This is a genomic window from Pseudomonas sp. S11P7, from assembly GCF_023195435.1.
Taxonomy (GTDB): domain Bacteria; phylum Pseudomonadota; class Gammaproteobacteria; order Pseudomonadales; family Pseudomonadaceae; genus Aquipseudomonas; species Aquipseudomonas fluorescens_G.
Map to the genome: position 1 here is coordinate 4,139,480 of NZ_JALPKS020000002.1, position 18,875 is coordinate 4,158,354.

The following is an 18,875-nucleotide window of genomic DNA, read 5'->3' on the forward strand; positions in this document are numbered from 1 at the left end:
TGTTTTACGAATGTATGGGCCGCGCTGGCGTGATCCGCCAGTCTGCCCACCTGAAAATCTCAAAACCGTCATCAGCGGTTCGCTGGCAAAACCCGGATTCGAAGTGGATAGAGATCCACGGGGCCGGGCGGGAAAATGACTCCACCAGTGAAATGCGTATCAGGTTTTTAGGAGCGCTGTAATGCCTGACCTCTATCACTTCTTCCAACAGCTGGTTAACGGCCTCAACGTTGGCAGCATGTATGCCTTGATCGCCATCGGCTACACGATGGTCTACGGCATCATTGGAATGATCAACTTCGCCCACGGCGAGGTGTACATGATCGGTTCCTACGTGGCGTTCATCGCCATCGCCGGGCTGACCATGATGGGACTCGACAGTGTCCCGCTGCTGATGACTGCGGCGTTCATCGCCAGTATCGTCGTCACCAGTTCCTACGGTTACAGCATCGAACGCATTGCCTACCGCCCCCTGCGCGGCAGCAACCGTCTGATCCCGCTGATCTCCGCCATCGGTATGTCGATCTTCCTGCAGAACACCGTTCTGCTGGCGCAAGACTCCAAGGACAAAGCAATCCCCAACCTGATCCCGGGCAACTTCGCCTTCGGTCCGGGTGGCGCACAAGAAGTGCTGATTTCCTACATGCAGATCGTGGTCTTCGTCGTCACGCTGATCGCCATGCTCGGCCTGACCCTGTTCATCTCCCGTTCTCGTCTGGGCCGCGCCTGCCGCGCCTGTGCCGAGGACATCAAGATGGCCAACCTGCTCGGCATCAACACCAACAACATCATCGCCCTCACCTTCGTCATCGGTGCTGCGCTGGCAGCCGTTGCGGCTGTTCTGTTGAGCATGCAATACGGCGTGATCAACCCGAACGCCGGTTTCCTCGTCGGCCTCAAGGCTTTCACCGCTGCGGTACTGGGCGGCATCGGCAGCATTCCCGGCGCGATGCTCGGCGGGTTGGTGCTCGGTGTAGCAGAAGCGTTCGGTGCCGATATCTTCGGCGACCAGTACAAGGACGTCGTGGCGTTCGGCTTGCTGGTTCTGGTGCTGTTGTTCCGTCCGACCGGCATTCTGGGCCGTCCGGAGGTTGAGAAAGTATGACTAGGAATCTTAAACAGGCGCTGTTCAGCGCTTTGCTGGTGTGGGCCGTGGCCTACCCGGTACTCGGTCTGAAACTGACCATCGTCGGCATCAATCTGGAAGTGCACAACACCAGCCCTGCAGTGCTCGCGACCATCGCGATCTGCTCGGTGCTGATGTTCCTGCGCGTGCTGTTCAATCAGCAGATCAGCAAAGCCTGGCGTTCCTCGCCTGGTATGCCGCTGATCCCGGCCAAGGCCAGCAACTTCCTGACCCTGCCGACCACTCAGCGTTACTTCATCATTGCGCTGATCATCGTTGCCCTGGTGTGGCCGTTCTTCGGTTCACGCGGCGCGGTGGACATCGCCACGCTGATCCTGATCTACGTGATGCTCGGCCTGGGCTTGAACATCGTCGTCGGTCTGGCCGGTCTGCTCGACCTCGGTTACGTCGGTTTCTATGCCGTCGGCGCCTACAGCTACGCGCTGCTGTCGCACTACTACGGCTTGAGCTTCTGGATCTGCCTGCCGATTGCCGGCCTGATGGCGGCGACGTTCGGCTTCCTGCTGGGCTTCCCGGTGTTGCGCCTGCGCGGTGACTATCTGGCAATTGTGACCTTGGGTTTCGGTGAGATCATCCGTCTGTTCCTGCGCAACCTGACCGATATCACCGGCGGCCCGAACGGCATCAGCAACATCGAAAAACCGACGTTCTTCGGTCTGACCTTCGAGCGTAAAGCGGCTGAAGGCCTGCAGACGTTTCACGAGTATTTCGGCCTGCAATACAACTCGATCAACAAGGTGATTTTCCTTTACCTCGTTGCGCTGTTGCTGGCACTGGCTGCGCTGTTCGTGATCAACCGTTTGCTGCGCATGCCGATCGGTCGTGCGTGGGAAGCGCTGCGTGAAGACGAAATTGCCTGCCGTGCGCTGGGTCTGAACCCGACCGTGATCAAGCTTTCCGCGTTCACCCTCGGTGCCGCGTTTGCCGGTTTTGCCGGCAGCTTCTTCGCTGCGCGTCAGGGCCTGGTCACGCCGGAGTCGTTCACCTTCATCGAGTCGGCGATCATTCTCGCCATCGTCGTGCTGGGTGGCATGGGCTCGCAGCTGGGCGTGATCCTGGCGGCGATCGTGATGATCCTGTTGCCGGAAATGATGCGTGAGTTCAGCGAGTACCGCATGTTGATGTTCGGTGCCCTGATGGTGTTGATGATGATCTGGCGTCCACAAGGTCTGCTGCCGATGCAACGCCCACACATGGAGTTGCGCAAATGAGCCGCGAGATCCTTAAAGTCGAAAACCTGAGCATGCGCTTCGGCGGTTTGCTCGCGGTCAACGGTGTGGCCTTGACCGTCAAAGAGAAACAAGTGGTTGCGCTGATCGGGCCGAACGGCGCGGGCAAGACCACTGTGTTCAACTGCCTGACCGGCTTCTATCAGCCTACCGGCGGCAGCATCCTGCTCGATGGCGAGCCGATCCAGGGCCTGCCCGGCCACAAGATCGCGCTCAAAGGCGTGGTGCGTACGTTCCAGAACGTGCGGCTGTTCAAGGACATGACCGCGGTCGAGAACCTGCTGATCGCCCAGCATCGCCACTTGAACACCAACTTCCTGTCCGGTCTGTTCAAGACCCCGGCGTTCCGCAAAAGCGAGCGCGAGGCGATGGAGTTTGCCGAGTACTGGCTGGAAAAGGTCAACCTCAAAGAGTTCGCCAACCGCACCGCCGGCACCCTCGCCTACGGCCAGCAACGGCGTCTGGAGATCGCCCGCTGCATGATGACCCGCCCGCGGATCCTCATGCTCGACGAACCGGCCGCCGGCCTCAACCCGAAAGAGACCGAAGACCTCAAGGCGCTGATCGGCGTACTGCGTGAAGAGCACAACGTCACCGTGCTGCTGATCGAGCACGACATGAAACTGGTCATGAGCATTTCCGACCACATCGTCGTGATCAACCAGGGTACGCCGTTGGCCGACGGCACGCCGGAACAGATCCGCGACAATCCTGAAGTGATCAAAGCCTACCTGGGGGAAGCGTAAATGCTGCAGTTCGAAAACGTTTCCACCTTCTACGGCAAGATCCAGGCCCTGCACAGCGTCAACGTCGAAGTCCGTCAGGGCGAGATCGTCACGCTGATCGGCGCCAACGGTGCCGGCAAGTCCACGCTGCTGATGACGCTCTGCGGTTCGCCGCAGGCGCACAGCGGCAGCATCCGCTACATGGGTGAGGAACTGGTCGGCCAGGACTCGTCGCAGATCATGCGCAAGAGCATCGCCGTGGTCCCTGAAGGTCGCCGGGTATTCGCTCGTCTGACCGTGGAAGAGAACCTGTCCATGGGCGGTTTCTTCACCGACAAGGGCGACTATCAGGAGCAGATGGACAAGGTCCTCGGCCTGTTCCCGCGCCTGAAAGAACGCTTCAACCAGCGCGGCGGCACCATGTCCGGCGGCGAACAGCAAATGCTCGCCATCGGCCGCGCGCTGATGAGCAAGCCCAAGCTGCTGCTGCTCGACGAGCCGTCGCTGGGCCTGGCACCGATCATCATCCAGCAGATCTTCGACATCATCGAACAACTGCGCAAGGACGGGGTGACGGTGTTCCTGGTCGAGCAGAACGCCAACCAGGCGCTGAAAATCGCCGACCGCGCCTACGTTCTGGAGAACGGTCGCGTGGTCATGCAAGGCACCGGTGAAGCGCTGCTGACCGACCCGAAAGTGCGCGAGGCGTATCTGGGTGGTTGAGTGTTATCGCTGAACAAAAAAACGGCCTTCGGGCCGTTTTTTTTGTGCCTGCGGACCGCCAAGGTAACCCCTGTGGGAGCGAGCCTGCTCGCGAAAGCGGTGTGTCATTCAACTTATGGGGGCCTGACACGACGCCTTCGCGAGCAGGCTCGCTCCCACAGGGATACCTGTGAATCCAAGATATTTTCATAAATTTCTCGCCCCACCTGTAACGCATCCCCCGACCTTTCTCTAGAGGGACAAGCAAGCGCAAAAGCACTTGCAGACACCCTGATAAAACCTGGAGAAACACCATGACTGCTACCACTCGCACCCTGTCCGCCACCGCTCTGGTTCTGGCCCTTGGTTCCGCGCTGAGCATCGCCACCGTCTCCACCGCTCAAGCCGCCGATGCCAGCATGGAAAAATGCTTCGGCGTGGCCATGAAAGGCAAGAACGACTGCGCCGCAGGTGCAGGCACCACCTGCGCCGGCACAGCGAAAATGGACTACCAGGCCAACGCCTGGAAACACGTTCCGAAGGGCACCTGCGCCACCACCGAAAGCAAAACCTCGCCGACCGGTTTCGGTCAGCTTGAAGCGTTCAAAGCCAAGTCCTGATCCGCGGCCTGCCTGAGTGACGATCATGTTCAGCGACCACGACCATATCCTTGCGCGCACTCAGGCAGCCCTCACCGGGCTCCCGCCCCGTGCCGGGCTGGGCCTCAAGACCGGGCACTTTCAACAAGTGCTCGGTTCATCACCGGACCTCGGCTTCTTCGAAGTCCACGCCGAAAACTACATGGTGGCCGGCGGCCCGTTTCATCATTTTCTCGGTTTGATCCGCGAGCAGTATCCGCTGTCGCTGCACGGTGTCGGTTTGTCCATCGGTGCTGAATCGCCGCTGGATCAACAACACCTCAAGCGCCTGGCCGAACTGATTGAACGCTATCAACCGCATTCCTTTTCCGAACACCTGGCCTGGTCGAGCCACGGCCCGGTGTTTCTCAATGACCTGCTCCCGCTGGCCTACGACACGCCCACGCTTGACCGCGTCTGCGCGCACATCGATCAGGTCCAGAACAGCCTCAAGCGGCCGATGCTGCTGGAAAATCCGGCAACTTATCTGGGTTTCGAACGCTCGACTATTGATGAGCCGGATTTCATCGCTGAGGTCATTCGCCGCAGCGGCTGTGGTCTGCTGCTCGACGTGAACAACGTCTACGTCTCGTGCATCAATCATCAGCGCGACCCGCTGGCCTATCTCGCGGCCCTGCCGTTGCATGCGGTCGGCGAGATTCATCTGGCCGGGTTCGCCGAAGATTGCGACAGCCTCGGTGATCGTTTGCTGATTGACGATCACGGCGCGCCGATCGATCAAGCGGTCTGGCAATTGTATCGCCAGGTACTGGAGCGCATCGGCCCAGTGGCGACGCTGATCGAGCGCGACAATCATGTGCCGGCGTTCGAGGTATTGCTGGCCGAGGCGCGACAGGCCGAGCGCCTCTTGCTGGCAAGCGGAGGCCGCACATGAGCACACAAAGCGCTTTCGCCGCCGCGCTGATTGATCCACGCCTGCCCTGCCCCGACGGTCTGCGCAGCGCCAACGGTGCCGACCCGGCGAGCCGTTTCGCGGTGTATCGCAACAACGTGCAGGCATCGCTGATCAATGCCCTGGCCGACAGTTATCCGGTGGTGCAGCAGTTGGTGGGCGAGGAATTCTTCCGCGCCATGGCCGCGGTTTTCATCCGCAGCCAACCGCCACAAAGTCCGCTGATGAACCGCTACGGCGACACGTTCGCCGACTTCATCGCGCAGTTCGAACCGATTGCCGGCGTGCCTTATGTCGCCGACGTCGCCCGCCTCGAGCATTTGCGCGTCGTCGCCTATCACGCGGCCGACGCACAACCCATCCAGCCGGAGCACATCAGCACCGCCCTCGCCAGCCCACAAACCTTGAGCGGATTGACCTTCGGGCTGCATCCGTCCCTGCACCTGCTCGATTCCGCGTTTGCCGTGGTGGCTATCTGGGCCGCGCATCAGCAGGCGCAAAGCCTGGCGGACATTGGCCTGAATCAAGGGCAACACGCACTGGTGCTGCGCAACGGTCTCGACGTTGAAGTGTTTGCCTTGGACGAGGGCGCCAGCGTGTTTATCCGTCAGCTGAGAAATGACCAGCCGTTACTCGCGGCGGCCGAAAACAGCCCGCCCTTCGATCTTGCCCAAACCCTCGCCTTGCTGATTGCGCACAACGCGATCATTCAACTGAACTACAAGGAGTTGCCATGAACAGTCTTATCCTGCGCGCCATCACCCTGCTGGAAAAAATCCCGCACAGCCTCATTGCCTTCATCGCACGTTTCTCGATCGCTGCGGTGTTCTGGAAATCCGGGCAGACCAAGGTCGAAGGCTTGGCGATCGACCTGATTGACGGCACATTTCAACTGGGTTGGCCGCGTCTGGCGGACTCGACGATTCCGTTGTTCCAGAGTGAATACAATCTGCCGCTGCTGTCGCCTGAAATCGCCGCGTATCTGGCTGCGTTCGCTGAGCATTTTTTCCCGGTGCTGATCCTGATCGGTCTGGCGACGCGTTTTTCAGCGCTGGCGCTGCTGGGCATGACCCTGACCATCCAGATTTTCGTCTATCCCGACGCGTACCCGACCCACGGCACCTGGGCGGCGGTGCTGCTGTATTTGATGACGACCGGGCCGGGGAAATTGTCGATCGATCACCTGATTGCCCGCCGTTTCGCAAAATAGGATCACCTCTGTGGGAGCGAGCCTGCTCGCGAAAGCGGTGTGTCATTAAACATCGGTATCGACTGAACTGACGCATTCGCGAGCAGGCTCGCTCCCACAGGGAAATCACATCAGCGCTGGAGTCGATCCAGCGCCTCGCCACTGCGCTTGAACCAGCCCATCAGATAATCCGCCAGCACCTGCGTGCGCTTCGGCAAACCACCCTGATATGGATGCACCAGCAACATCGGCATGCGCCGGGTCTGGAAATCGCGCAGGAGCCAGCGTAAGCGCCCATCGGCCAGCTCCGTCTGCAGCAGATAGGAAGGCAGTCGGGCGATGCCGGCACCGGTGAGCGCGGCTTTTTTCAGCAGGCTGTAATGGTTGCTGGCGAACGGGCCAGAGACCCGCACCCGCAATAATTCATGTTGCTGGTGATACAGCCATTCTTCGCGGCCGCTGTAATGGCTGTTGAGCAGGCAGCGGTGTTCGACCAGTTGCTGCGGGGTCGTCGGCTCGCCGTAACGTTCGAGATAGGCCGGGCTGGCACAGGTCATCTCCTGCCATGCCAGCAGCGGCCGGGCCACCAGGCGTTGGTCATTGGCCACCTCGGAGCGGATCGCCAGATCGAAACCGTCGCGCGACAGATCGCGGTAGCTGTTACTCAACTCCAGCTCGATCTGCACCTCGGGGTACTGCTGCGAGAACTCCAGCAGCAAGCCATCGAAAAAGGTTTCCCCGAGCGACACCGGCACTGTCATCCGCACCGGACCGGCCATGTCGTCCTTGAGCCGTGCCAGTGCCTGACGCGCCCGTTCCACCTGAACCACCAGTGCCTGCGCTTGCGGCAACAACGCCGCGCCCGCCGCCGTCAGGCTCAAACGCCGGGTGGTGCGTTGCAGCAGGACCACCGAAAACTGCGCTTCGAGCTGGCTGATGCGCTTGGACAACTGGCCCTTGCTGCAACCTAATTGCTGCGCGGCCAAGGTAAAGCTGCCGGCTTCGATCAACACGGCGAACGCTGCCAGATCATCCATTTCGCTCATGGATTGTTTCCATTTGAAAACCAAAGGTTGCCTATTAGTGCGCTTATCCACGAGAAAAACCACCCTAGACTGAAACCTTGTTCAATCACTTGAGGTACAGCTCGATGAAGATTCTGTTGATAGGTGCTGGTGGCACCATCGGTTCGGCGGTGGACAAAGAACTGTCGCAACGTCACGAAGTCATTCGTATCGGCCGTAACAGCGGCGACTTGCGAGTCGATATCAGCGACAGCGCGTCGATTCGCAAGCTGTTCGAACAGACCGGCAAGTTCGATGCGCTGATCTGCGCGGCGGGCAACGTTACCTTCGCACCGCTGAACGAAATGAGCGACGACAGCTTTGCCCTCGGCCTGAAAGACAAATTGATGGGCCAGGTCAATCTGCTGCTGATCGGCCGCGAGTTCGCCAATGACGGCGCCTCGTTCACCTTCACCACCGGCGTGCTCAGCCACGATCCGATTCGCAGCGGCGCCTCGGCAGCCCTGGTGAATGGCGCGCTGGACAGCTTCGTCCGTGCCGCCGCGATCGAATTGCCGCGCGGTTTAAGAATCAACTCTGTAAGCCCGACCGTCCTGACGGAAGCCTTGGGTAAATACGCGCCTTACTTCCGCGGCTTCAAGTCTGTTCCTGCGGCGGAAGTGGCATTGGCCTACGCCAAAAGTGTCGAAGGCCTGCAAACCGGGCAGACATTTCACGTCGGTTGACCCCTTGTGATGAACGGTCAGGCTGCGTAACGTGGCGACACTTGTCTGGAGAGCCAAAGATGCGTGTCGCCCGTTCGTTGATCGTTGTTGCCCTGCTGCCGTTGTTTGCCGCCTGCCAGTTGTTCGATGGCCAGCGCGAAAGTGCTTCGCACGTCGGACAGACACGAATGCAGGGGCAACTGACCGCGGCTGACGGCAAGCTGGTGTTTCAGCCGTGTCAGGAGCAGCGTCAACTGGTGGTCAATGACATCGGCGGCACCAGCGTATTGCAGGAAGCCGCGACGCTGGCCGACGAGCAAGGCAAGCTGTTCGCCGATGTGCGCGGCAAGGTCGTTGGCGATCGCCTCGATCTGACCCAGCTGTATCGGGTCGAACGCTCCGGCAGCGCTTGTGATGATCCGAATTTCAAATTGTTGATTCTGCGTGCTGCCGGCCACGGCCCGGAATGGAACGTCAAGGTCAGCGGCAAGGGCATGGTCATCGAGCGTGAGGGTCAGCCACCGCTGGCCGTGCCATATGTCGAGGAACAACTGGGAGACGGTCGTTTCAACCTCAGCAGCGAAGCCAACAACCAGCGCATCGAATTGTGGGTCGCCCCGCAACGCTGCGTCGACAGCAGCACCGGCAGCGTGCAGCACATGAGCGCCGAGTTGCGCATCGACGGCCAGGTGCAGCGTGGTTGCGGGTATTTCGGCGGATCGCGCAACGACTGAGCGTTTTAGCCTCACCCGATCCGGCCGTTGCGGCTTATAATCGCCGCCTTCAAACGCCCTGGCGCAGTTGTGCGCCCCGCGAACCCGGATCCCCGCCATGTTACGAATCACCGAACTCAAGCTGCCCATCGACCATCCCGAAGAAGACCTGCGCGCGGCCATCGTGCAACGCCTGGGCATCGCCAGCGATGAGCTGCTCGATTTCACCTTGTTCAAGCGCAGCTACGACGCGCGCAAGAAATCTTCCGAGCTGTGTTTCATCTACACCATCGACCTCAGCCTGCGCGACGAGGCCAGGGTGCTGGGCAAGTTCTCTGATGACCGCAACGTCAACGTGGCGCCGGATGTCAGCTACAAATTTGTCGGCCAGGCGCCTGGCGACCTGGGCCAGCGCCCGATCGTCGTCGGTTTCGGCCCGTGCGGGATCTTCGCAGGTCTTTTCCTGGCACAGATGGGCTTCAAGCCGATCATTCTCGAACGCGGCACTGAAGTGCGTCAGCGCACCAAAGACACCTGGGGCCTGTGGCGCAAAAGCGTGCTCAACCCCGAGTCCAACGTGCAGTTCGGCGAAGGCGGCGCGGGGACGTTCTCCGACGGCAAGCTGTACAGCCAGATCAAGGACCCGAAATTCCTCGGGCGCAAAGTCCTGCACGAGTTCGTCAAGGCCGGCGCGCCGGAAGAAATCCTCTACGTCAGCAAGCCGCACATCGGTACGTTCCGTCTCACCGGCATGGTTGAAAACATGCGTGAGCAGATCCGCGAACTGGGCGGTGAAGTGCGCTTTCAGGAGCGCGTTTCCGACGTGCTGATCGAAGACGGCCAACTGGTCGGCGTGCAACTGGCCAGCGGCGAAACCCTGCATTCGAAGCATGTGGTTCTGGCCCTCGGCCACAGCGCCCGCGACACCTTCCGCATGCTGCACAGCCGTGGCGTGTTCATGGAAGCCAAACCGTTTTCGGTAGGTTTCCGTATCGAACACCCGCAATCGCTGATCGACCGAGCACGTTTGGGCAAGTACGCCGGACACCCGAAACTCGGCGCCGCCGATTACAAACTGGTGCACCACGCCAAGAACGGCCGTTCGGTCTACAGCTTCTGCATGTGCCCGGGCGGCACCGTGGTCGCGGCGACCTCGGAGCCGAACCGCGTGGTCACCAATGGCATGAGCCAGTACTCGCGTAACGAGCGCAATGCCAACTCGGGCATCGTCGTCGGCATCACCCCGGAAGTCGATTATCCGGGCGGCCCGCTGGCCGGCATCGAGTTGCAGGAGCGTCTGGAATCCCACGCGTTCATCCTTGGCGGCAGCGACTACAAGGCTCCGGCGCAACTGGTCGGCGACTTCATCAATGGCAAACCTTCGACCGAACTGGGCGAAGTCGAGCCGTCGTACAAACCGGGTGTGGCGTTGGGCGATCTGGCCCTGGCCCTGCCGGACTTTGCCATTGAAGCGATCCGTGAAGCGTTGCCGGCGTTCGAGAAGCAGATTCGTGGTTATTCGTTGCACGACGCGGTGCTGACCGGGATCGAAACGCGCACATCGTCGCCGCTGCGCATCACCCGCAACGAGTCGCTGCAGAGCATGAACGTCAAAGGCCTGTTCCCGGCGGGCGAAGGCGCGGGTTATGCCGGCGGGATTCTTTCGGCGGGCGTGGACGGGATCCGGATTGCCGAGGCGGTGGCGCGGGATATTCTCGGCCTAACTGACTGACATATCCCTGTAGGAGTGAGCCTGCTCGCGATAGCGCAATAACATTCAACACTTAAGTTGACTGGATTACCGCGATCGCGAGCAGGCTCACTCCTACATTTGATTGCGGTGTGTCAGATATTCGCGCGCAGGACTGAGGTCGGTAGTTGCTCTCCGCGCTCGGCGCTGGCCGTCACCGCTTCAATCAAACCTTCCAACTCGTACCCCTGCGCCTGCAGCCAGGCCTGATCGTAATAGGTGTCGGCATAGCGCTCGCCGCCATCGCACAGTATCGCCACGATCGACCCCGACTCCCCCGCCGCCTTCATCTGCTGCGCCGCCATCAGCGCGCCGATCAGGTTGGTCCCGCTCGAGCCGCCGACATGCCGGCCCAGGCGCTGCGCCAGGTAATGCATGGCCGCCAGCGACAGGGCGTCCGGCACTTTGACCATCGCATCGATGACCTTCGGCAGAAACGACGCCTCCACCCGCGGCCGGCCAATGCCTTCGATGCGCGAACCGCACTCCAGGCGCAGACTGGCATCGCCGCTTTGGTAATAGTCGAAGAACACCGAGCGCTCGGCGTCGGCGCACAACACGCGGGTGCAGTGCTGGCGATAGCGCACGTAACGACCAAGCGTTGCGGTGGTGCCGCCAGTGCCGGGGCTGGAAATCAGCCAGCTCGGCTCCGGATGTTTTTCATAGCGCATCTGCTGAAAGATCGATTCGGCGATATTGTTGTTCGCCCGCCAGTCGGTGGCGCGTTCGGCATAAGTGAACTGATCAATGAAATGGCCGCCGTGTTCGCGAGCCAGGCGCTCGGATTCGGCGTAGATCTGCGTCGGGTCTTGCACCAGATGGCTCTGGCCACCGTAAAACGCGATCTGCGCGATCTTCTCTTTCGACGTGGTCGCCGGCATCACTGCAATGAACGGCAACCCCAACATCCGTGCGAAGTACGCTTCGGAAATCGCCGTCGAGCCGCTGGACGCCTCGATCACCGGCGCACCGGACTTCAACCAGCCGTTACACAACGCATACAGAAACAGCGAGCGGGCCAGGCGATGCTTGAGGCTGCCGGTCGGATGGCTGGACTCATCCTTGAAGTACAACTCGATACCGGCAAAACCCGGCAGCGGCAAGGGGATCAGGTGGGTATCGGCGCTGCGCTGGAAATCCGCCTCGATGATGCGGATGGCCTCGCGGGCCCACTGTCGGTTGTCGCTCATGGTCAGGCTTCTCGTTGAACCGGGCAGGAATCAGCCTCTTTATGAGGCTCGCTGATCAGCTTAGGAAAAATCCGCTAGCGCGCACAGATACAGCTGAGTCTCAATGTGTCCGGCAACTGCTAGGCTCAGCGTGGCTGGGACCAAAAGCCTTGTAACGACATATAACAAAAAAGAATATAACTTTTGTTTTAACAACTAACCGTACGGGTTAGGGTGTTCTACCTTTTTTAACGATTCGATGGAGAGCGACCTTGCCTCTGCGTAGCACTTTCACGCGTTTCTTTCAGTTGGAAGCTGCCAGCGGTCTGTTATTGATCGCCGCAGCCATTCTCGCGCTGATTATCAACAATTCGCCGCTGTCGTGGCTGTACACCGGCCTGCTCGACACGCCGGTGGTGGCGCAGGTCGGTGCGTTGAAAATCGCCAAGCCGCTGCTGCTGTGGATCAACGATGGCCTGATGGCGATGTTCTTCCTGCTGATCGGCCTGGAAGTGAAGCGCGAAGTCCTCGACGGCCAGTTGTCCAAGCCCTCGCAGATCGTTTTGCCCGGTGCGGCGGCCGTCGGCGGCATGCTGATACCGGCGTTGATCTACTGGTTTCTCAACCGTGACAACCCTGCCGCCCTCAGCGGCTGGGCGATCCCGACCGCCACCGACATCGCCTTCGCCCTCGGCGTACTCGCCCTGCTCGGCAAACGCGTACCGGTGTCGCTGAAGCTGTTCCTGATGACCCTGGCGATCATCGATGACCTTGGCGCCATCGTGATCATCGCGATCTTCTACTCCGGCGAACTCTCGACCCTGTCGCTGGGCCTCGCGGCGGCGTGCATCGCCTCGCTGGTCGCAATGAACCGCCTCGGCGTGGTCAAGCTCGGGCCGTACATGATCATCGGTCTGATCCTGTGGGTCTGCGTGCTCAAGAGCGGCGTCCACGCGACGCTGGCCGGTGTGACGCTGGCGTTCTGCATTCCCTTGCGTACGAAAAATGCCGAACCATCGCCGCTGTTGACCCTTGAGCACGCGCTGCATCCCTGGGTCGCCTACGGCATCCTGCCGCTGTTCGCCTTCGCCAACGCCGGTCTGTCGCTGAGCGGCGTCACCGTTGAGAGCTTTACCCACGACGTACCGATGGGGATCGCCATCGGCCTGCTATTGGGCAAAACCGTAGGCGTGTTCGGCCTGACCTGGCTTGCGGTAAAAGTCGGTATCGCCGCGCTGCCCCAAGGCGCCAACTGGGGCCAGATTCTCGGCGTGGCGATCCTCTGCGGCATCGGCTTCACCATGAGCCTGTTCGTCGGCTCACTGGCCTTCGAACCAGGCGTGAGCGACTACGCGGGTATGGACCGGATGGGCATTCTGACTGGCTCGATTCTCGCGGCGTTGATTGGTTATGCGGTGACGGCGGCGGCGAGTCGCAGGGGTGCGCAACAAATCTCCTGAGGTTTATTGCGGTTAAAGGCACAGCCCTTCAACAGACGAGGGGCTTAGCTATAAACCTTGCAAACGTGCTATATCATGCGTAGGAAAAAGACATCTACTCAGCACACCTTTTTGGAGTCATTCATGTCGCGCAAAACCGAAAAACGCCAAATGACTGACGATCAGATTGCCGTTCAAGAGTCGCGAATTCCCGACATCGCTCTGAAGGCCTTCAGCAACGCCTATAAAATGGCCCTCGCAAACGGCGCTGCGGTGCTTGTTGCAAAGGATGGTCAACTGCTTGAAGTGACCGGGAAGAGTTCCATCGTTTTACGGTCGATTGGTGCCTACGGCAATCTGAAAAGCGGAACACGTCTGCACATCAACAAATCATCAAAACAGGTTAATTCTTGAGCACACCGAGAATACGGATATTTGCGGGACCAAACGGATCCGGGAAAAGCACATTCAATCGACTCGTCCCTGCGCACCTGTTGGGCAATTATATAAATCCTGACGACATCGAACGCTCAATCAAAGACACCGGGTACTTTGATTTCAGTTCATATCGCATCGAAGCACACAAAGCGGAGCTTTTCGACTTTCTCCGTACTCATCCCCTACTGAAAAAATCACCTCACTCGCAGGCAAAGCTTGATGACCTCGCAATTGATGGAGTCCGGCTCAACTTTTCGCATACTGAAATCGACTCGTACGTTGCGTCAGCACTCTGCGACTTCATCCGTAGATCACTGATAAAAGAGCGCATCAGCTTCACGTTCGAAACCGTCATGTCCTCCGCAGATAAAGTCAGACTCCTCGCTGAAGCGAATAAATCCGGCTATAGGGTATACGTCTATTATGTTGCAACAGCGGACCCGCAGATCAATATTGCGAGAGTTGCATACCGCGTTTCCCAAGGCGGGCATAACGTTCCTGCTGAAAAAATTGAAGCTCGATACTGGCGATCCCTGGAGCTTTTATCCGAAGCGATCCTGGCCTCCAACCGAGCCTATATTTTCGATAACTCTGATGAAGGCAGTGGGGGCCTGACGCAGATAGCGGAAATTACGGATGGCGAACTGATAGAGATCAAATCAGACACACAGCCGCCTTGGTTCAAGCAGTTCGTTCTGGATAAATTGCTTTAGGTTGGCCTCATTTCAAGCTTGGCCCTAGCTCAAGTCGAACTATCCCCACGTCTTTAGCGACACGTCCTACAGCCATAATTTTCCTGTTTCGCTAACGTCGCGCAGCCCCTTTCGAGGGGCTGTCGATGATGAACGAAGGGACGATCTGTGGCGCGTGACAAGGACATTCCGCGGGTGCAAAACCCACCGGCGGGCGACGGGCATCATGTTACCTGGTGGTATATGACGGCCACTGAACTGGCCGAGCGCGAAGCGCGACAAAACGCCTACGACGCGATGCTGGCCCGGCAAGAGGCGTTTGAGCGCAGCCGTGAAGTGGCCGCGACAAAACCTGAAGCCGTACGTGCTGGCTGCGTATTTGCCAAGTCCTGCAAATTGCCGGACGCAATCATCGACTACGCCAACCCTTCCGGCATGGTGCCGACCGACAGCCTGAAGGATTACGGCGAGCTGATCCTGCTCGGCGCTCGCGAGGCGGATGAAAGCGGTGGCGTCCCCCTAAAGAAAATCAGCGCCAACACCCTCCCCGTCGGGTTTGGCAGCCTTGCGCTGGCCGGCTCGGCTTTCGAAGCGCTGCCAGCGCTGGTATCCAGCGCGGCGGTCGCACCTTTGCTCGGGTTGGTTGCGCTGCTGATGCCATCAAATCTGGGTGACAGCGCGCTGTATACCGATGAGCAACTGAGCACGCTCAAACAAGCCCGGACTCGCGTGCGCCTGCGTGTCGAACAACAGGCCGATGGCACACTCAAGGGTTACGGTTTCTACACCGGCAAGAACCGCGATTGGGAAATGGTTGATGTCGTGCAGTTCACTGCGCGCGGTGACCGGTTCGTTGCGGATCTGGGGGTGGCATCGAACTGCTGTGGACGCCGGCTGTGGATGGCTCTGACATCCTCGGCACCCCAGCGCTAGAAGCTGCACCGCAGGCACCGCATATCTGGGTGTATCCGCCGACGAAAGCGGCGGACGGGATATTGGTGAGCCCGGCCTATCCGCCGGAGTATCGGGATTTTATTCTGGTTTTTCCGGCGAGCTCTGGCGTCAAGCCGGTTTATATCGTCCTGAATGTTCCTGGAGATTTCTCTTACCACCCCGCTCCGGTTTCGCTGCCGGCCTTCCCGGATGTAAAACCAGCGCCTTTGAAAACCTCTGTTCGCGGTGGAGGAAAAAAGCGCAGACGCTGGAAAGATTCATCGGGAAAAATTTACGAATGGGATTCTCAGCATGGCAAGGTTGAGATGTACACCAAGCAAGGAAAACATCTTGGAGAATACGACCCGCAAACGGGGGAACAAACAAAACCGGCCGATTCAACAAGGAGGGTAGAAAAATGAAACACGTAGTAGAGGTTTTTGACCGAAAGACTGAGAGCTTACTCCGAACGGTCGAAATCGAGGCACGTCACAAAAAAGCATTGAAGGAGTTGATGAACTGGCAGAAGCCTGAGGATGAATTTGACGGCAATGATCTGACTGAAGAACAAATCACAACCCTTGAGAAATGGACCGGACAGAAACTACTGAACGTAAATCACATAGTTCAACTGGTTTGCGTCGAATGATTTATGGCTCCTGCAAACTGAATCATACCGTCGAGGCATTTGATAAACACACCGCTCAACTGGTTTTCGAGGTACCAGTTCCGCATGGCAACATTGAGCGGCTAAGAGCAATCATGGGGTGGACCAACCCAGAAGACGAAATCTATTGTTATGACCTCGACCAAGATCAAATAAAGCAACTGGAAGCTTTGATAGGTCGAGCTTTGTACGATTCGGCTTACGATTTTCAACTCGGCTGTCATGGAAGCGAGTAGAAATTCCAAAAAAACCCCGACCAGTCACCTGATCGGGGTTTTCTTTACCTGCATCCCGCTTAGTGCGAAACGCGGCTGGTCCCGCCAACGGTGGAAATCCGTACCCGCTCGCCGACGCGGAATACTTCATTCTCCTGAACCTGCTGCACGTAGGCGCGCATGCTGCCGTCGTCTTCACGGACGGTGATTTCCACGCCTTGTGTACGGGTCAGGCCTTCTTCGGTGGCAGAGCCGAGCAGGCCGCCCGCCACTGCACCGATAACCGCAGCGACGATGCTGCCCTTGCCGCCGCCGATGGCGCTGCCGCCGACACCGCCGACCACTGCGCCCGCCGCGCCGCCGATCGGGGTCTTGGTGCCTTCGATTTTCACCGGACGCAGGGATTCGATGGTGCCCATGCGAATGGTCTGCACGCGACGTGCTTCGTCACGGGAGTAGGAGTCACCGGTCAGGCTCGACTGGCAGCCGGTCAGCAACATTGCCATGGTGGAAAAGGAAGCAACCAGCAGAACAGACTTACGCATAGCATCAACTCCAAAAGAACATGTGTTCATTAAACTCCGTGGCTTGGCGCCTGTCACGACACCTGCCGGATAAATTGGCTTCCATTCAGGCCAGGTACAGATGGCGGCGAACGTCCACTTACAGTAGCGCCAAATCAGCGATCCTGCGCCGCCGGCCGCTATCTCGCTCGGTAGACTGCTCAGGGTGCCAGTCGTTCAAGAATCCAGGCGGCGCCCTGCGCACGGTAGTTGAGGCGATCGTGCAGACGGCTCGGCCGGCCCTGCCAGAACTCGATGCGCTCGGGCAGCAAGCGATACCCGCCCCAGTGTGCCGGGCAGTCGGGTTGGCTGTCGGAGAAACGCTGCTCGGTGGCCTTGAGCAAATCTTCCAGTTCACCGCGGCCGTTGATCACCCGGCTCTGCGGTGAAGCCCAAGCCCCGAGACGGCTACCCAACGGGCGCACCTGGTAATACGCGTCGGACTCCTGCGGCGTAACCTTGACCACCCGCCCTTCGATGCGCACCTGACGCTCCAAAGTTGGCCAGAAGAACGTCATGGCGGCGCATGGATTAGCCGCTAGTTGTTGGCCCTTGGCGCTGTCGTAATTGGTGAAGAAGGTAAAGCCGTGCTCGTCCAGGCCCTTGAGCAGCAGAATGCGGCAGTGCGGACGCCCGTCGGCATCGACCGTGGCCAAGGTCATGGCGTTGGCCTCGACCGGGGCTTGCTCGGTGTTCACCGCATCGGCGAACCACTGGTGAAACAGGGCGAACGGCTCGGCCGGGGCTTGCGCCTCGGTCAAGCCATCGCGGGTGTAATCACGACGCATATCTGCCAGAGCCTGGGTCATGGCGCATTCCTTTTGGTTAGCGGATCACTTTTTGGTGGCGTCGGTCGCGGCGACTTTCTTGTCGGTCGTGGCGGCTTTGGCTGGCACAGTCTTTTTAGCCGGCGTTTTGGCCGGCGCCTTTTTCGCAGGGGCCTTGGCAGCGGCTTTCTTGGCCGGAGCCTTTTTCGTCGCCGGGGCGGCAGGTTTCTTCGCGGCAGGCGCCGGAGTCGCCGGTTTGGCCACTGGCTTGACGTCTTGCGCCGCGACCATGGTCACCGGCTTCGGCGCTGGCATGTTGTATTTGCTCAACAGCGCAACCATGGTGTTTTGCGGGGTCACCAGCAATTCGACGCGACGGTTCAAGGCGCGGCCTTCAACGCTGTCGTTGGCCGCACGCGGCGCTTCCGAGCCCATGCCACGCAGCATCAGGCGATCACGCTGCAGACCGCTGAGGCGGAAGATCGCCGCCACCGATTGTGCACGTTCCTGACTGAGCTTGATGTTGGCCGGCGCAGCACCACTGGTGTCGCTGTGACCGAGCACCAGCACGGCAGTCTTCGGATCAGCTTCGAGAATTTTCGCTACGCGAGTGAATGGGCCCAGGGTAACCGGCAGCAGCATCGCCGGGCGGTCCGGGTTGAACGAGCCCTCTACTGGCGCGGTGACGACCAGCACGTTGTCGCGGCGCTCGAGTTGCAGGTTGCTGTCCTTGACCGCTTCGCGCAGGCGCGGTTCGTAGTCGTCGAGCCAGGCCTGAGTCACTTTGGGATCAGGCATCGGCACCGCTTTGGCAGTCGGCTGGTCCTTGCCGCCGAACGGCCACCACCATTTGCCATTGGACTCGGCGTCAGCCTTGGCGACAGCGACCGGTTTTTTCACTTCTGGAGCAACTTCAGCCTTCAGGTCCGCTTTGGTCGCTTCATCGCTGGAACCGAACGGCCAGTACCACGGATTGCTGCTCTCGGCCTTGGCGACCGGTGCAGTCGCGGCAGGTTTCAACGGGGCCGGGGCCGGAGCAGGCTCCTTGGCTGCCAATGTGTCGGAAGAACCGAACGGCCACCAGCTGCCGCCGTCCGCATCGTTTTTCGGGGTCTGTGCGCAACCGGTGATCGCTACACACAGGGCCAGGGCGAGAGTCTTTTTAGATGACATTGAAAATCCACAAATGAAGTAATGAAAAATCAGAGCACTTTCGCCCGGATAAACAGCCGTTTTGAATCGAAAATCCTTTTGAGG

Annotated in this window: 21 protein-coding genes and 1 pseudogene; 17 read left to right on the top strand and 5 right to left on the bottom strand. The window is 59.5% G+C overall.

The genetic code is table 11. From position 1 onward, the window contains the following. The first annotated feature begins 181 nt into the window (after positions 1–181). The 8 genes from livH (at position 182) to M0746_RS19060 (ending at position 6,564) form a co-directional block, all read left to right on the top strand. Positions 182–1,105 carry a high-affinity branched-chain amino acid ABC transporter permease LivH gene (gene livH, locus M0746_RS19025; RefSeq protein ID WP_016771355.1) on the top strand — a complete coding sequence of 308 codons (924 nt, stop codon included), beginning with the start codon at positions 182–184 and terminating at the stop codon, positions 1,103–1,105. Further along, positions 1,102–2,358 carry a high-affinity branched-chain amino acid ABC transporter permease LivM gene (locus M0746_RS19030; protein ID WP_258450231.1) on the top strand — a complete coding sequence of 419 codons (1,257 nt, stop codon included), beginning with the start codon at positions 1,102–1,104 and terminating at the stop codon, positions 2,356–2,358. The genes livH and M0746_RS19030 overlap by 4 nt, the downstream gene beginning before the upstream one ends. Further along, positions 2,355–3,122 carry a high-affinity branched-chain amino acid ABC transporter ATP-binding protein LivG gene (gene livG, locus M0746_RS19035; RefSeq protein WP_016771357.1) on the top strand — a complete coding sequence of 256 codons (768 nt, stop codon included), beginning with the start codon at positions 2,355–2,357 and terminating at the stop codon, positions 3,120–3,122. The genes M0746_RS19030 and livG overlap by 4 nt, the downstream gene beginning before the upstream one ends. Then, a complete protein-coding gene (locus tag M0746_RS19040) occupies positions 3,123–3,824 on the top strand; it encodes an ABC transporter ATP-binding protein (RefSeq protein ID WP_003222380.1) in 702 nt (233 codons plus the stop codon). A 293-nt stretch (positions 3,825–4,117) separates the two neighbouring features. Then, positions 4,118–4,423, top strand: coding sequence for a BufA1 family periplasmic bufferin-type metallophore (locus tag M0746_RS19045; protein ID WP_258450232.1), 306 nt, complete (start codon positions 4,118–4,120; stop codon positions 4,421–4,423). Between the two features lie 25 nt (positions 4,424–4,448). After that, positions 4,449–5,336 (top strand): MNIO family bufferin maturase, encoded by an 888-nt coding sequence (gene bufB, locus M0746_RS19050; protein ID WP_258450233.1) that lies wholly within the window; start codon positions 4,449–4,451, stop codon positions 5,334–5,336. Next, positions 5,333–6,091, top strand: coding sequence for an HvfC/BufC N-terminal domain-containing protein (locus M0746_RS19055; protein WP_258450234.1), 759 nt, complete (start codon positions 5,333–5,335; stop codon positions 6,089–6,091). Before bufB ends, M0746_RS19055 begins: the two co-directional genes overlap by 4 nt. Then, positions 6,088–6,564 carry a DoxX family protein gene (locus tag M0746_RS19060; RefSeq protein WP_258450235.1) on the top strand — a complete coding sequence of 159 codons (477 nt, stop codon included), beginning with the start codon at positions 6,088–6,090 and terminating at the stop codon, positions 6,562–6,564. Before M0746_RS19055 ends, M0746_RS19060 begins: the two co-directional genes overlap by 4 nt. A gap of 110 nt (positions 6,565–6,674) precedes the next feature. On the opposite strand, the gene M0746_RS19065 is transcribed toward M0746_RS19060, so the two are convergent. After that, positions 6,675–7,589, bottom strand: coding sequence for a LysR family transcriptional regulator (locus M0746_RS19065; RefSeq protein WP_258450236.1), 915 nt, complete (start codon positions 7,587–7,589; stop codon positions 6,675–6,677). 104 nt (positions 7,590–7,693) lie between these two features. Here M0746_RS19065 and M0746_RS19070 point away from each other — a divergent pair, with 104 nt between their 5' ends. From M0746_RS19070 to M0746_RS19080, 3 genes are all read left to right on the top strand, one after another. Then, positions 7,694–8,293, top strand: a complete 600-nt coding sequence (locus M0746_RS19070) for a short chain dehydrogenase (RefSeq protein ID WP_258450237.1) — start codon at positions 7,694–7,696, stop codon at positions 8,291–8,293. 59 nt (positions 8,294–8,352) lie between these two features. Beyond that, on the top strand, positions 8,353–9,006 hold the full coding sequence (locus M0746_RS19075; protein WP_258450238.1) for a COG3650 family protein: 654 nt from the start codon (positions 8,353–8,355) through the stop codon (positions 9,004–9,006). A 97-nt stretch (positions 9,007–9,103) separates the two neighbouring features. Then, positions 9,104–10,717, top strand: a complete 1,614-nt coding sequence (locus M0746_RS19080; protein WP_258450239.1) for an NAD(P)/FAD-dependent oxidoreductase — start codon at positions 9,104–9,106, stop codon at positions 10,715–10,717. Between the two features lie 113 nt (positions 10,718–10,830). Here the strand turns inward: M0746_RS19080 and M0746_RS19085 are convergent, their stop codons facing one another. After that, entirely contained in the window at positions 10,831–11,925 is a 1,095-nt protein-coding gene (locus tag M0746_RS19085; protein ID WP_394599312.1) for a PLP-dependent cysteine synthase family protein, read from the bottom strand. 251 nt (positions 11,926–12,176) lie between these two features. Here M0746_RS19085 and nhaA point away from each other — a divergent pair, with 251 nt between their 5' ends. From nhaA to M0746_RS29550, 6 genes and pseudogenes are all read left to right on the top strand, one after another. After that, positions 12,177–13,364: a Na+/H+ antiporter NhaA gene (nhaA, locus tag M0746_RS19090; RefSeq protein WP_258450240.1), complete on the top strand. Its 1,188-nt coding sequence runs from the start codon at positions 12,177–12,179 to the stop codon at positions 13,362–13,364. Between the two features lie 123 nt (positions 13,365–13,487). Next, positions 13,488–13,757, top strand: coding sequence for a hypothetical protein (locus M0746_RS19095; protein WP_258450241.1), 270 nt, complete (start codon positions 13,488–13,490; stop codon positions 13,755–13,757). After that, positions 13,754–14,494, top strand: coding sequence for a zeta toxin family protein (locus M0746_RS19100; RefSeq protein WP_258450242.1), 741 nt, complete (start codon positions 13,754–13,756; stop codon positions 14,492–14,494). Before M0746_RS19095 ends, M0746_RS19100 begins: the two co-directional genes overlap by 4 nt. 147 nt (positions 14,495–14,641) lie before the next feature. Next, positions 14,642–15,828: pseudogene (locus tag M0746_RS19105) on the top strand (colicin E3/pyocin S6 family cytotoxin). After that, entirely contained in the window at positions 15,825–16,055 is a 231-nt protein-coding gene (locus M0746_RS19110) for a DUF7683 domain-containing protein (protein WP_258450243.1), read from the top strand. Before M0746_RS19105 ends, M0746_RS19110 begins: the two are co-directional and overlap by 4 nt. Next, a complete protein-coding gene (locus M0746_RS29550; protein ID WP_423815308.1) occupies positions 16,052–16,309 on the top strand; it encodes a DUF7683 domain-containing protein in 258 nt (85 codons plus the stop codon). Before M0746_RS19110 ends, M0746_RS29550 begins: the two co-directional genes overlap by 4 nt. Before the next feature lie 59 nt (positions 16,310–16,368). Here the strand turns inward: M0746_RS29550 and M0746_RS19115 are convergent, their stop codons facing one another. From M0746_RS19115 to M0746_RS19125, 3 genes are all read right to left on the bottom strand, one after another. After that, positions 16,369–16,833: a glycine zipper 2TM domain-containing protein gene (locus tag M0746_RS19115; protein WP_016771369.1), complete on the bottom strand. Its 465-nt coding sequence runs from the start codon at positions 16,831–16,833 to the stop codon at positions 16,369–16,371. Between the two features lie 179 nt (positions 16,834–17,012). Then, positions 17,013–17,660: a pyridoxamine 5'-phosphate oxidase gene (gene pdxH, locus M0746_RS19120; RefSeq protein WP_258450244.1), complete on the bottom strand. Its 648-nt coding sequence runs from the start codon at positions 17,658–17,660 to the stop codon at positions 17,013–17,015. Positions 17,661–17,684: 24 nt separating this feature from the next. Next, a complete protein-coding gene (locus tag M0746_RS19125; protein WP_258450245.1) occupies positions 17,685–18,791 on the bottom strand; it encodes an OmpA family protein in 1,107 nt (368 codons plus the stop codon). Positions 18,792–18,875: the final 84 nt, after the last annotated feature.

Coding starts and splice junctions, on each gene's coding strand:
- livH (WP_016771355.1), top strand. CDS start 182: ATGCCTGACCTCTATCACTTCTTCCAACAGCTGGTTAACGGCCTCAAC.
- M0746_RS19030 (WP_258450231.1), top strand. CDS start 1,102: ATGACTAGGAATCTTAAACAGGCGCTGTTCAGCGCTTTGCTGGTGTGG.
- livG (WP_016771357.1), top strand. CDS start 2,355: ATGAGCCGCGAGATCCTTAAAGTCGAAAACCTGAGCATGCGCTTCGGC.
- M0746_RS19040 (WP_003222380.1), top strand. CDS start 3,123: ATGCTGCAGTTCGAAAACGTTTCCACCTTCTACGGCAAGATCCAGGCC.
- M0746_RS19045 (WP_258450232.1), top strand. CDS start 4,118: ATGACTGCTACCACTCGCACCCTGTCCGCCACCGCTCTGGTTCTGGCC.
- bufB (WP_258450233.1), top strand. CDS start 4,449: ATGTTCAGCGACCACGACCATATCCTTGCGCGCACTCAGGCAGCCCTC.
- M0746_RS19055 (WP_258450234.1), top strand. CDS start 5,333: ATGAGCACACAAAGCGCTTTCGCCGCCGCGCTGATTGATCCACGCCTG.
- M0746_RS19060 (WP_258450235.1), top strand. CDS start 6,088: ATGAACAGTCTTATCCTGCGCGCCATCACCCTGCTGGAAAAAATCCCG.
- M0746_RS19065 (WP_258450236.1), bottom strand. CDS start 7,589: ATGAGCGAAATGGATGATCTGGCAGCGTTCGCCGTGTTGATCGAAGCC.
- M0746_RS19070 (WP_258450237.1), top strand. CDS start 7,694: ATGAAGATTCTGTTGATAGGTGCTGGTGGCACCATCGGTTCGGCGGTG.
- M0746_RS19075 (WP_258450238.1), top strand. CDS start 8,353: ATGCGTGTCGCCCGTTCGTTGATCGTTGTTGCCCTGCTGCCGTTGTTT.
- M0746_RS19080 (WP_258450239.1), top strand. CDS start 9,104: ATGTTACGAATCACCGAACTCAAGCTGCCCATCGACCATCCCGAAGAA.
- M0746_RS19085 (WP_394599312.1), bottom strand. CDS start 11,925: ATGAGCGACAACCGACAGTGGGCCCGCGAGGCCATCCGCATCATCGAG.
- M0746_RS19095 (WP_258450241.1), top strand. CDS start 13,488: ATGTCGCGCAAAACCGAAAAACGCCAAATGACTGACGATCAGATTGCC.
- M0746_RS19110 (WP_258450243.1), top strand. CDS start 15,825: ATGAAACACGTAGTAGAGGTTTTTGACCGAAAGACTGAGAGCTTACTC.
- M0746_RS29550 (WP_423815308.1), top strand. CDS start 16,052: ATGATTTATGGCTCCTGCAAACTGAATCATACCGTCGAGGCATTTGAT.
- M0746_RS19115 (WP_016771369.1), bottom strand. CDS start 16,833: ATGCGTAAGTCTGTTCTGCTGGTTGCTTCCTTTTCCACCATGGCAATG.
- pdxH (WP_258450244.1), bottom strand. CDS start 17,660: ATGACCCAGGCTCTGGCAGATATGCGTCGTGATTACACCCGCGATGGC.
- M0746_RS19125 (WP_258450245.1), bottom strand. CDS start 18,791: ATGTCATCTAAAAAGACTCTCGCCCTGGCCCTGTGTGTAGCGATCACC.